Source organism: Streptomyces sp. NPDC092045 (assembly GCF_044756005.1).
In the GTDB taxonomy this organism is placed as follows: Bacteria; Actinomycetota; Actinomycetes; order Streptomycetales; family Streptomycetaceae; genus Streptomyces.
Genome location: NZ_JBIVSC010000021.1, coordinates 58,353 through 71,114 on the forward strand (window position 1 = coordinate 58,353; position 12,762 = coordinate 71,114).

Sequence of the window (12,762 nt, forward strand, 5' to 3'; positions counted from 1 at the left end):
TGGGGGCAAGCCGTGCTGTCGGCCGCTTTCGACGATCCGCTCTTTGCGCTCCGCGCCGTCTCACCGCTCCCGGTACACCATTGGCTTCGTGGCCCGGGGCCGGCTTCGTTCACGAAGCATTCCCATGGACAGAGCCGCTGGGACCGAAGACCGGCCGTATGGGACGCGTGTGAGCCGTGGCGAGTGTTCTCGCCACGGCTCATGACCCGTTCAGCAGTGGTTGTCGCGGGGTGAAGCGATCAGAACTGGAGCGACCAGGCGTTGATGTAGCCGGTGTCGTTGGTCCAGTTGTCGGTGACGCGCAGCTTCCAGGTGCCGTTGGCCACCTCGCTGGAGGCGTTGACGGTGTAGGTGGTCTGGACGTTGTCGGCGCTGTCGTTGCCGTCGTAGTCCTTCAGCAGGTAGGCGGAGCCGTCGGGGGCGACCAGTTCGACCTTCAGGTCACCGCGGAAGGTGTGGCGGATGTCGACCGTGACGGACAGGCTGGAGGGGGCGTTGCCGCTGACGCCGGTCACCGCGATCGGGGAGGTGACGGTGGCGTTGTCCGAGACGGTGTAGTCGTTGGTGTTCTCGAAGCGCGAGCCCGCGGGCGGGGTGGTGGTGCCGCCGCCGACGTACAGGAGCTTGTTGGGTGAGCCCTTCGGGTCGCTGATGGCGTTGGAGGTGGCGTTGTTGAGGATGCCCGTCTGCACCTGGGCCGGGGTGGCGGTGGGGTTGGCGGACAGGTAGAGGGCGGCGGCGCCGGCGACGTGGGGGGCGGCCATGGAGGTGCCGCTCATGGTGGTGGTGGCGGTGTCGCTACCGGGGGCGGAGGAGAGGATGTCGGTGCCGGGGGCGAACAGGTCGGTGCAGGTTCCGTAGTTGGAGTCGGAACGCCGCTGGTCGCTCTTGGTGGCGTTGTTCACCACGATGGCTTCCTTGATGTTGCCCGGCGAGTTCTGACAGGCGTCGCTGTTGGCGTTGCCGGAGGAGACGACCCAGGTGACGCCCTTGGCGATGGAGTTCTTGATGGCCTGGTCCTCGGCGGGCACCGTGGTGCCGGCTCCGCTGTTGATGCTCATGTTGACCACGGCTCGCCGGCTGGGGTCCTTGGCGGCCTGCTCGGTGATCCAGTTGGCCGCCTTGACGATGTCGGAGTCGTAGGCCTGGTCGTTGCAGTTCAGGACGCGCACCGAGACGATCTTGGCCTTCTTGGCGATGCCGTAGTCCTTGCCCGCCACCGTGCCGGCCACGTGGGTGCCGTGGCTCATGCAGGTCTGGTTGTAGGAGTCGGTGGCGAAGTTGGCGCCGATCGAGGCGCGGCCTTCGAACTGCGTGTGCCCGGTGCGGATGCCGGTGTCCACGATGTACGCGGTGACGTCGGAGGCCGTGTTGGGGTAGGTGTAGCTCTGGTCGAGGGTGTTGGTGCGCTGGTCGACGCGGTCGAGGCCCCAGGGCGGGTTGGTCTGGGTGCCGGAGCTGTGGGAGATGCCGTCCTGCTGGACGTAGGCGACACTCGGATCGGCAGCCGTCTGCCGGGCGTCTTCGGCGCTCATCGCCGCCGCGTAGCCCTTCAGCACGGTTCCGTAGGTGAAGCGCACCTGACCGCCGTGCTTGCCGGTCAGCTCCTTGGAGCGCTCGGTGACGGCGGTCTTCGTCAGTCCGGTGTCCTTGAGGACCACGATGTAGCGGTCCGGCACGGGGTTGGCCGCGGCGATGACGCGGCCGACGGAGGGGGTGGGCTCGGGCGACGCGGTGGCGAGGGCGCTGGGGGCGGTCAGCATCGCGCTGACAGCAGTCACCGCGACACCGGCGGCTATGTGCAGCATCTTCTTGCGCACGGAGGCTCCATGTGAGGGGAGGTGGCCTTCTCCCGGACGGGGATGGCGGGCGCTTTACGCCAGGGCGTCTCACGCTTGGCCGGAACCTTAAGCACGCCGGAAAGCTCGTTCCATAAGGAGATCCGATTTACCTATACGCAGAACAACGGCACTGCCCGGTAAGGGGAATGGCGCTGGTTCTGTCGTGGCCAGCCACAGGCGGGCTGTACAGGAAGGACATGCCGCCTGCTGCGTGTCCTCGTCGAGAGTTACCGGCTCTTCCACGCGATGCCGAGGACGACGAGGGCGTGCGCCGTCCACCATTTCGAAGGCCCGGTCGTCGGCGCAGCCAAGCGTGCGGGCAGGTGTCATCCTTTGCAGCCGTTCATGCCGCTCGCTCGGGCAGGGAGTCATGATGCGAGTGCCGCGCCGACCCTTTCGCCGGCGCATACGAGCTGAGCACCAGCACCGTCGGCTGTAACCCCCGCACAGGTGGACTGCTGTCCACCATCGAGTTCGCGGTGCAGGCTCACCGTCGGCGGCGGACTGCAGCCAGGGCTGACGTACGGCGGACTGCGCGGCCCACGCCGAAGGCGGTGAGGACGGCCGCCGCCCGGCCGTCCCGGCCGACGAATTCGGTGCCGTGCGCGCGGCGTGCCCGGAGAACCGGCCCACCACCGCTATCACCCGTGACCACGGCGTCAGATGCGGCACCACCGGCACTGCCGTCGCCGACTCCCTCCCCGACCGTTGAGAAGGACTGCGGGTCTGGTCAGGGTCGAAGGCGCTGGAGGTCTTGCCTGGAGAGCGCGCCGGTTTTACGCATGGCGCGGGCGATGTGCTGCTCCACCGTCCGGGGTGAAATGTGGAGAGTGGCTGCGATCTCCCGGTTCGTCAGACCATTCGCTGCGAGTTGGCCCACTTCCGTCTCTCTGGAGGTGAGCCGGGCAGCCTGCGAAGCCCGGCCGGGAGGCCGTCCCTTCCTTGCCGGCTGCCACACGCGCAGCAGAGCCCGGGCACGAGCGGCGTCCCATGCCGCCCCCAGGTCGCTGAACTGATCGGTGCAGGCCTCCAGCTCATTGACCGCACGAGCCATCGCGGTGCGATCCACCCTGGTGTTCACGGTCTTTTCCCCGGGGGCAGGGGCCGCGTCGGCCGGCGTCCGGGCTGCTTCGAGCGCATGCGGTCCGTGCGCCTCCAGCAGGCAGCGCGCCGCGCCTTCGGCGAGGAGCGCCTGGGTGTAGGGCCGGGGAAGCGTGCCGTAGGCCGCTGAGGCTTCTCGGTACAGCCTTGCGGCGTGGAGCAGGTCGTCGCTTCGCTCTCCCTCACCCAGTGCCTCCGCTTCGGTCAGTGCGGCCCTGCTCCAGATGAGCGCGGCTTTTGCGGCAGGGGCGTCCTTTTCGGAGATGCCGCGGGCGAAGTCGTCGATCATGGCCTGAGCGGTGGCCGGATCGCCTGCGCGTGCGATCGCTTCCACTGCCCAGGGAGCAAGCTCGGCCACCCATGTCCATACGCCTTTGGCGGTCGCGTTCGTCCATGCCGTGCGGGCCTGTTCCGCGGCGGCAGGAAGATCCTGGCGTGCCAGGGCAAGACGAATCAGGGCGCCGGCGACTGTCGCGGACAAGGGGGTGGGCATGTCCTGCCAGGAGATTCGGCTGTTCTCCGACAGCCAGGACAGTGTGGCGCCCCAGTCGCCCTGGGCCAGGGCGAGCAGGCTTCGCACCACACGGGCGTCGAAGGCGATGACCGGCATGTCGGCGGTCGCGGCGATGAACCTTTCGCACCGCTCGGCCAGGTCGGTCCACTGCCCTGTCCACCACCTCAGCAGGAGCTGGGTTCCCAGCGCGGTGTGCTCGGTGTAGGGGGCGCCGCTCTGCGAGGACAGCTCGATGCCCCGGTCCAGAAAGCCTTCTGCCCGTTCGTAGGCGCCGAGCCAGACCGCGGCGTCCGCGGCGTTGCACAGGCCGCGTGCGGCGTGCTGGACACACGCGGGGTCTGTGCTGTCGGTGGGCAGCTCCTCTGCCAGCTCCCACGCTTCCGGGTCGCCGCAGCTTATGGCGAACCAGACATGGTTGGCCAAGACCGCGGCATGCAGGATCCCGCCCCCGTCGGCCTTTGCGGCCGCCACCGCTTTTTGCAGCCACTGCCGGTGGGCGCCGAGCGAAGGCCCCGGCCAGTACGGCATGGCCAGTGCCGACATCGCGCGTCCGGCGAGGTCGGGCCGGATCTCCTCGAGTTCGTCCACGGCGATTTCCAGCTCGCGCAATCCGGTGGCGAACCTGCCCAGCTGGTTGCACAGCATCAGCCCCAGGTCCAGACGCAGCTCACCGCGCACGTCCACGGGCAGGGTCGTGTCCTGCACGATCTGGGACAGGACCGCGACGGTCTGGTCCGAACGCAGTCCGGTCACCGCGCTGCGGGCCAGGAGGGGCGCCAACCGGGCCCGGGCCGGTGGCGGAACCAGTGGGGAGGCGAGAGTCCCCTCGAGGAGCGTGATGGCCTGCTGGTGCCGGCCGGACTCCACCGCCGCCCTCGCCGCCTTCTCCACGGACCTCAGCCAACCGCGACCTCCGCCGGCTGCCCTGCGGTGACCGGCCACAACGGCCCATGGAACAGGCTGCCTGCGAGCCAGCGCATCCGCCGCCCGCTCATGCAGCCGCCGGCGAACGGGTCCCGCAAGAGACTGACGCACAGCCAGCGCGGCGAGCGGGACGGCAAACCCGTACCGGTCCGAGCCCAGCTCCACCAGCACCCCGGACCCCAGCGCCGCCAGCAGGGCGTCACTGCCCCGGTCTGCTTCCACACCCGAGGTGGTGATCAGTTCGCTCTCACTGGCCGGCTCATCAAGGACTGCGGCCGCCCACGCGACCGGTCTGTGGGCAGGAGGCATGACAGACAACCTGTCCAGGATCAATTCAGTGAGCCTGACCGGTACTCCGGCCGCGTCCACGTCCTCAGCCGCATACGCGTGCTCGCCCTCCCGGCTCATCGACGACAGCACGTCGAGGACCACTTGAGGAACTCCGCCGGACCGCTCGTGGAGTCTGTCCGCCACCTCTGCCGTACAGCGGTCCTCCAGCGCCTCCGCCACCACCCGGCCAACGCGTTCCCTGTCCCAAACCGTCAGCCGATGCCTCAGCACTGTCAGGCGGGGCGGATACCTCACGGCCGGAGCGCCCAGAGGCAGGCCAGGAAGGCCCAGCTCCTCGGGCCGGTAGGTGATCACAACCGCCAGACCGGACCGCGCGGTCTCCAGCACACGACGCAGCTGTTGCCGTTCTTCCTCGGTAGCCCGGTGCACGTCGTCGACCAGCAGCAGCACAGGGCCTTCCCACCGCTCCTCTCGAGGCTGCGTTTCGGCCGCCCCGCACGGCCACAGCACACGCTTGGCATCCACTGCCTCACGCAGAGCACCAAGCTCTTCGAGAAGACGGCTCTTCCCCGTACCGGCGGCACCCTCCACCCAAACGGACACCGGTCTCGCGGCGTCGGAAACAAGCGCGCGCACCACGGAATGACCAATAGAACCGTGTGTCGTGATCACGCGGTCGCCCTTGCCTTCCACCTCTGTACCCCGGTCACAGCATGCCGGCCGGTTGAGTGAAGCCGATCCCCGGCGATACGTATCGTCCGAGTGTCTTGCGACGAAAGAATCGTCACCAGTCGCCCGTGTCAGCACAAACTAACCCATATCATGCAAGTTGATGTGAGCAGTCCCGTTACTGGGACAAGGTCGGCATGGCATGCGCGTTGCCGCCTGTCCGGCGACGCACAACCTTCGTCTGCCGACGGCTGATGCAAGGGACCCACACCGTGCGGTCGCATAACGGGGCACCGGCACCGGGCGGCCGGCACCGCTGGGCAGGCCTGCACCTGATACCGCATCGTGCGCGCCGACACCTCACGCCACCTTCTTCACCACCGCACCGACCGCCTTGCGGCACAACCAGCGGGTGTGGTGTGCACGAGCACGCGGAGGAGCTTCCGGTTAGCCACATATGCCGCGGAGCGTATGTGACCGGCTGCTGGGGCAAGCAGGGCGCGGTGCCAGTCGATCGGGACTCCGAAAGGCGGTGCGCACAGCTTCCATCCGCATGCTCGTGCACGATGTCAACGACCGAGGCGGACAGGAGCCCTGCCCCCTACAAGGCTTCTGTGGGTCCGGTCGAACTGACAACACGAAGCTATAGGCCTGAAATGTCCGCTGAATATCAGGGCACTGCGACCCCGGATACGTATTTACTCAAGCTCATCCCTCCTGACCGCCGAGCCGGCGAACCGACCCCCTGATGAACTCGCCACGATGCCCGTCCGTCATACACCGCAGTCCTGCCGCTCGATGGACGGGCATCACCCGAAGACAGAGGACTTTCCCTCAAAGGACACCCTGAGCTGCGGGAACGCCGTACGCGCGCTCGGCACGTTCGGCGCGCAGCAGAGAAACGGATCCGAGCGGGACCGGCTGCCTGCGCCAGGGTGCCGAAGCCCGCCCGACCGCCGTGAGTTCGGCGTCCAGCCCGAGCTCCTCGACGTAGCCGTCGACCGCCTGCCGTCTCGGAAGGCTCCCACCGGCCTCGGTCCGATGGACGGCGGAGGGCGAGACCTCCAGCAGGGCCGCGACCTCGACCTGAGCCGACCTGAGGCACGACGGGCATCCCCCGGCACTTGGGCGAGGGGCCCACCGCGCTCGCGGGAGCGGGTGTCTCGCGCAGGCGCCCGGCCTTTTCCTTCCTGGTCTCCGGGGCCTGCCCGGGCGGTCATGACGCTCAGGTTCCGGGAGCCGGACGGTGTCAGGCGGTGCTGATGCCGGCAAGGGCGTTCTGGAGGCGGCGGACCGCGTCTTCGGCTTCGGTGTACTGCGCGGGGGTGGGGGCGACGGCGCCGGAGGTGGGGCTGTTCTCGTCCGGCAGTGCGCGCCGGTGCAGGACGGGTGTGAGGGGGGTGGCGGCGGCGAGGAACCAGGCCAGGCGTCCATGGACGTGGGCGAGGGCGATGGCCACGGCCGCGATCGCCCGCAGGCGGCTGCATTCGGCAAGAAGGGGCCCGGACTCCTTCGGGTCGCTCTCCTTGGCGGCGCGGACCTGGAGGTCGGCGAGGTGTGATTCGAGTTCGGGGTCGCGGGTGATGGCGTAGGTGTCCTCGCCACGGGGCGAGGAGGCGAGCTTGCCCGGCACCACGGACGTGGACGAGCTGGTGGAGCGGGCTCGGGGCCTGGAGGAGGTGACCGCGTTCGCCACGTGCGCCTGCCTCGGACTGAAAACCTGGAGCGCGCGCACACCGCGGGCGAGCATGGCCGGAACGTCGGCGGCATCGTCGTCCATCGACCCGGACGCCCGCTCTTCGTCGGCCGCGTCGTCGGACAGCTCCAGCCAGGGGTCATCGAGCCGGAAACGGCGCTCGTCGCCTCGCCGGACCACAGGGTCGGAGTGGCCGAGGGCATGCTTGCGGGCACGGAGATCCTGTCGTACGTCAAGGGTTGAGCGATCGCCTCGGATCGGGCGAAGCGTCGGCGGGGATCGGTACCGGTGACCAGGACGGGAAAATCGGCGTGGCGATGGCGGCTCCAGTGCTGCACGGCCATCCGGCCCCTTCGGCCATCGGGTTCACAGCAGGCCACCGAGTCCCGGCGGATCGTTGATGATCCGCTGAGGCTCTTCCTCCCGGTCTGCGGTGTGGGACGAGGCGGGGAGCAGCGGATTGCGGGGAAGTGTGGTGAACGGGTGCCAGGGAGGCAGTGTGCTCAAGCCTCCCAGTGCAACCGCCAGGAGCGCTTGGGCCTCTTCGGAGGCGTTCGTCGCTGCGCGGGTGGCGTGTACTGCGGCCTTGCCTGCCTCGGTGACCGTCGCCGTCGGCATGTGGACGGCGGGGCTGGTGAACACGGGCAGGACAGCGAGGGCAGCGATGTAGAGCGCGAGCAGCAGCCAGAGCTCGGACAGCAGAGCCGTTACGGCTCCTATGAGCAGGGCCGCGGTCAGCAGACGGGCCCTCAAACGGTAGATCCTCGCACGTCTGCTCCTCCAAGCGGTCACCTGCGGTGAGTCGGCGATGATGCCCTCGGGCAGGCCCGGTTCACGCAGCAGGCCATCTGTGACCAGACGCTCATGCAGTGCCCGCCACGGCCGAACGGACAGGTCATAGGGACCGAAGGAGGCGGAAAGCCATCCGCGCCCCCTGGCCAGCAGGCCAAGCAGCACGGCTTCCACCTCGTCACGCGGATCGGGGTCCTCCACCCGGAAGTCGTACCCGCCATCCCCCCTGCCCAGCAGGATCAGCCGCTGCTCGGCATGCATCCGCACCAGAGCCACACCCAGAACGTTTCCGGGACCGAAACGATTCTCGACACAGGCGAGCTCGTATAGCGACAGCCGCTGTGCCGACGGCCGGCCCGGGCCCGCGCTCGTGGCCAGTGCACGCCAAGCGCTCTCCTGGGCCGACCAAGAACACACCATCACGACCGCTGAGAACACCGCCACATAGATCCCGGCCACCGTGCCGACCCACACATCGACGACAACCACCCAGCCCACCCCCGCCTAACTCCCCGGACGGAACCCTCGCCCGGGGACTACGGGTGAACTGCCCGTTTCAGACACCCCCTACGCACCATCTGTCCGGCCCATCGATCTCCACTGTGCCCACGGGGGTGATCCACCCGAGCCGCACACCTGGTCGAAGTCGGTGCGGCGCACGCCGAGGCAGCGGGCGGTCTGGTCAGGGCTGAGAGGGACATGCTGGTCCAGGAGCGCGGGCAGGTCCCGATGCCGGGCCGGACCTCCAACTCCTGCCCAGTCGAACACCCGCGGCCCATGGGCTCCGTTGCCGCAGGAGCGGCGTTTCCTCTTCTGCCTGGGCAGGCCGTGGGCGGGGTGGTCCAGGGCCCGGCGGGTGACGACGGTGTCGTGCCGCGCGGTGGACATGACATGGAAGGCATCGACCTGCTCCACCGGGCGACGGCGACCTTGGTCTCGAAGGCCGTCTCGTCGTCGCTGCCGGCCCGCCGGCAGCGTTCCCGGTCATCGGTCCAGGAGGCGGGCAGGCAGGGACGGCGGTCGATCAGGGTGCGACCGCGGCCGGTGGCGTAGGCGAGGAAGGCCCCGACTTCGATCACGTTTTCACTGGCCATCGGTGCGTCTTCGTTGATCAGGAGTTACACCGAACGATTTGCAGTCCTCTGCCGAGTGGGATCACTCGGCAGAGGCAGGGGGTCGGACGCTTACCGTCGCGAAGGTGGCTGCGGATCGTGCGGTGGTGTTCGGCTCAGTCGGCCCGGTGGACCGTGACTCGGTTGATGTGGCCCGCGAAGTACCACTGGGGGCCGCCGTCGTCGACGTTGCGGCCTGCCCACATGCCGTTGAGGCTCGAGGTTTGCCCGAAGAGCGACGGGGTCGTCGTCGAGGCGATCCGCACGCCGTCTGCGTACATTGCCGTGCCGGTGTCGGTCACCGCGATGGTGAGAGTGTGGTCGAGGCCGTCGGCGAGGGGCTCCACACCGTCAAGCCGGGCGCTGTAGGTGTTGTTGGTCCGGGCCTCGAAGTGCGGAACTCCGCTGTTCAGGGAGAGAGTGACGTTGGTGGAGGGCGCGGTGGTGTTGGAAGCGGACAGCAGCGCGGCAGCGACGGGCGTCTTCGTGGTGCGGAACCGCACGGTGAGTGCGCCGCGGGTAAGGGGCGCCACGTTCGGCAGGGATGCGGTCAGCTCGGCGTATGAGGCGGTGCCGTCGAAGTCCTTGGCAAGTGTCGTGTCGAGGGCCTTGCTTCCTCCGATGGCAAGCATCCGCGCAGTGGTCGAGGTCGTGGTCTCGCCGGTCCGGAGAAAGACCGTGAAGTCGTGTTCGCCGGTGGTTGCGTTCGTGGGGGGTGTCACCGGGAAGCGGACTGTCGCGGTGGCGCCCGGTGCGATCTCCGGAAGCCGGGTCGTGGTCGTCGCGGTCCAGCCGGCGGGCAGTGCGAGCGTTGCAGCGCCGGGAGGGCTTGCGAGGTGGCTGTGGTTGGTGACGCGTGTCTCCACTGCGGTCGGGGTGCCGGCGGTGAACGGCCCGTCGGGGACGGCGGTCCGCGCCGTGAGTTTCGGGTGCGTCTGGTCGGTGGGGCAGTCAGCTCCGAGCCAGGTCGCGTTGAAACGGGCGAAGGTGATCCGCTGGTACGGGCCGGACTCGTACAGGAGGCCGAAGCTGCCGTCCTTGAGCCGGGTCATCGTCGAGTAGGCCGTGCCGCCGGCCTCGATGACCTTGGAAATGGGCCAGGAGCGGCCGTCGTTGCAGGACATCCTGACCGTCAGGTTGTGACGGGTGGTGGTACTGGCGGTGTTACTGAACAGCAGCCAGTGGGATTCCGGCCGCGTAGAGACGGCTGACGCGTCGTAGCGCAGGATGGCGGCGTTGTTGGTCGGGTCGATGAGTTCGTCGTCCGGGGTGGGGGCGCCGTAGGTGATCCCGCCGTCGTTCGAGTAGGCGACGAGCCGGGTCTTGGCGCTGGAGGTGCGACTGTTGAGCATGATCCGGCCGTCCGCCAGCTCGACGGTCTTGTTCTCATCCATCAGTGGGCCGACGGGGCTGCCCGTCTTCCAAGTGGTGCCGTGGTCGTCGCTGTACGCGCTCACCGCCCAGGTGCTCCCGTCCGTCTTGCGGAAGGCGTACTGCTGGAGGAGGCGTCCGGTCGACAGCTGGATGCCGGTGCCGGAGGAGGCGAACATGCCTGCCCAGGAGGCGTTCTTGATGTCCTTGGTGATCCGGCGGGTTTTCCAGGTGACGCCGCTGTCGTCCGAGTAGGAGTAGTCGGCGTGCAGGGAGTCGACGGCGTCGTCGGTGTTGCCGGTGCCGGAGTTGAAGAATCCGATGCCTTTGGGCCCGTAGGCGTAGAAGACGAAGACCCGGCCGGTGACGCGGTCGACGATCATGCTGGGGTCGCCTGCGCCGACGCCGCCGTCGTAGTCGGCGATGGCCTGCGGGATGGTCCAGGTGCGGCCGTTGTCGGTGCTGCGGCGGACCATGATGTCCAGGTTGCCCGGCAGGTCGGCCGCGTTGTCGTTGCGCCGGTCGTATGCGGCGAGGAGGGTGCCGTCGGGCAGGGCGTCCAGAGCGGGGATGCGGTATGTGTGCGCGCCTTGGCCGGAGTTGGCAAGAACGGTGCTCTCGAACAGCGGTTCTTGGGCAGTGGCGGGGTTCCCGCGGATGGCGGTTCCTGTGGAGGACGAGGGTTCGGTCGCAGCGGGCGCCGCCGGAGCGGCAAGCAGGCCGGCTCCCAGTGCCAGGAGAAGAGCGAGTGGGATGGAACGGGCGGTTTTCAAGACACCTCCGTGACAGACAGGGGAAGGCATCAGACATCAGACGTCCCGAGTGAAACTAGATTCCCGTCGGAGGGACGTCAATCCCCCTACGGTCACGGCTTGTTCGTTGCGCGCGCGTATTGCCGGGCGGCTCGGCATCCCCTTACAGTCGTCGAGGCATCGGACATCAGACGTCACATGCCTTATGCGTCACCTGTTCTTCCGCTCCCCCAGGTGATCGACAGCCCCCGGCTCGTTCCACCTGTGCAGCCGTCGCGGCACGTCGAAACCCACCAGCACCACCACGGCCAGACTCAGTCCGAAGGTCAGCACGGCCAGCGCCGTCCCCAGCGTCATGCCCTGCGCCAGCCGTGCCCCGAGCACCGGTGCCACCGCGCCTCCCAACGCGCCCACGTTGTAGGTGAACCCCAGCCCCGCGGCCCGTCGAACCGTCGGGAAGTGCCCACCGATGTAGCGCGGCAACAGTCCCGAGACGCCGAAACCCAGCGCTTGGAGCACGAACAGCAGCACCCCGAGCAGCGGCAGGTCGTCCTGTACGGCGAACACCGGGAACACGAACGCGAGCGATGCCGACAACGTCCACGCATATGCCCGGGAGGGCCCGAACCGGTCCCCGGTGAAGCCGGACATCCAGCAACCCGCCATCGTGCCGAACCCCGCGTAGTACAGCACCTGCGCCACCTGCTCCGGTGTGTAGCCGAGTTCGGTCTTCAGATACGTGGGCAGCAGCGCCTGGATCGGCCAGCTGTACAGGAAGGCCGCGAAGACCGTCACGATCAGGCCCAGGTGGAGCGTCCAGCCGCTCCGGCCCCCGAGCTGGACCGCGAACACCACCATGATGGTGCCGGCCAGGACCGACAGCGCCACCGTCGCACCGCCCGAGCGGCCGGCGAAGACACCGAACAGCGACGCCAGGGCCAGTGCGGCCAACAGCATGTTCACCCCCGCACGGCGCCGACCGGTGAACAGCGGCCGGAAAGGACCGGGCCGTGTCGCCGTGTCGGCGACGGCCTCTTCCCAGTCCTCGGCTTCCGGCAGCGCGCGCCTCACCCACAACGCCACCACGACCGGCAGGACGCCGAGGTAGAACATCCAGCGCCAGCCGTGCTCCGGCACGATCACGCTGTACACCTCCGCGGCCAGCACCGTTCCCATGGAGTAGCCCGAGACGAGGAACCCGCTGGCCCGGCCTCGCAGCCGGGCCGGCCAGCTCTCCATGACGTAGGTCGCGCTCGCGCTGTACTCGCCGGCCATGCCCAGCCCGATCACCAGCCGCGCCGCGAACAGGCTCTCGTAGTTCCATGCGAAGCCGCACACCAGGGTTCCCAGGGAGAAGAGCCAGATGCTGACCACCATGGCCTTCCTACGACCGTATCGGTCGCCGATCGCCCCCAGCACCGCACCACCCAGCCACCGGGTGACGAAGGCAGCCGAGACAAGGCTGGCGGCCTCCACCGGATCCAGGCCGAACTCCTCGGCGACCTCGGTGAGCACCAGCGTGATCAGGACGAAGTCGAAGCCGTCGAGGAGGTAACCGATCCACGCGCCGCCGAACGCCTTCCAGCGGGCCTTGCCGATCTGCCGGTACCAGGGGCGCCTGTCTCGGTCGTCGTCCACCACGTCCCACAGCATGGAGGGCGTGGCCCCCTCCGCCCGGGAAGGCCACGCCCAGGACGTC

General features: G+C 68.6%; 7 protein-coding genes and 1 pseudogene. 1 reads left to right on the top strand and 7 read right to left on the bottom strand.

All coding sequences use genetic code 11. The features are described from left to right. Positions 1–239 precede the first annotated feature (239 nt). From ACIQKA_RS30435 to ACIQKA_RS30445, 3 genes are all read right to left on the bottom strand, one after another. Positions 240–1,808, bottom strand: a complete 1,569-nt coding sequence (locus tag ACIQKA_RS30435) for a S8 family serine peptidase (protein WP_391097006.1) — start codon at positions 1,806–1,808, stop codon at positions 240–242. 763 nt (positions 1,809–2,571) lie between these two features. Further along, complete coding sequence (locus tag ACIQKA_RS30440) at positions 2,572–5,364, bottom strand: LuxR C-terminal-related transcriptional regulator (RefSeq protein ID WP_391097005.1); 2,793 nt, start codon at positions 5,362–5,364, stop codon at positions 2,572–2,574. Between the two features lie 1,225 nt (positions 5,365–6,589). Next, a complete protein-coding gene (locus ACIQKA_RS30445) occupies positions 6,590–7,036 on the bottom strand; it encodes a hypothetical protein (protein ID WP_391097004.1) in 447 nt (148 codons plus the stop codon). On the opposite strand from ACIQKA_RS30445, the gene ACIQKA_RS30450 reads away from it, so the two are divergent. After that, positions 7,037–7,279: a hypothetical protein gene (locus tag ACIQKA_RS30450; RefSeq protein ID WP_391097003.1), complete on the top strand. Its 243-nt coding sequence runs from the start codon at positions 7,037–7,039 to the stop codon at positions 7,277–7,279. It begins immediately after the preceding gene. Between the two features lie 123 nt (positions 7,280–7,402). Here the strand turns inward: ACIQKA_RS30450 and ACIQKA_RS30455 are convergent, their stop codons facing one another. The 4 genes and pseudogenes from ACIQKA_RS30455 to ACIQKA_RS30470 all read right to left on the bottom strand — a co-directional run bounded on the left by ACIQKA_RS30455 (position 7,403) and on the right by ACIQKA_RS30470 (position 12,704). Beyond that, positions 7,403–8,317, bottom strand: coding sequence for a TIGR04222 domain-containing membrane protein (locus tag ACIQKA_RS30455; protein WP_402542990.1), 915 nt, complete (start codon positions 8,315–8,317; stop codon positions 7,403–7,405). Positions 8,318–8,412: 95 nt separating this feature from the next. Then, a pseudogene (locus ACIQKA_RS30460) lies at positions 8,413–8,901 on the bottom strand (IS701 family transposase); the annotation flags it as partial. A 155-nt stretch (positions 8,902–9,056) separates the two neighbouring features. Next, positions 9,057–11,084 carry an exo-alpha-sialidase gene (locus ACIQKA_RS30465; RefSeq protein ID WP_391097001.1) on the bottom strand — a complete coding sequence of 676 codons (2,028 nt, stop codon included), beginning with the start codon at positions 11,082–11,084 and terminating at the stop codon, positions 9,057–9,059. Positions 11,085–11,273: 189 nt separating this feature from the next. Then, complete coding sequence (locus tag ACIQKA_RS30470; RefSeq protein ID WP_402542991.1) at positions 11,274–12,704, bottom strand: sialate:H+ symport family MFS transporter; 1,431 nt, start codon at positions 12,702–12,704, stop codon at positions 11,274–11,276. Between the last annotated feature and the right edge of the window lie 58 nt (positions 12,705–12,762).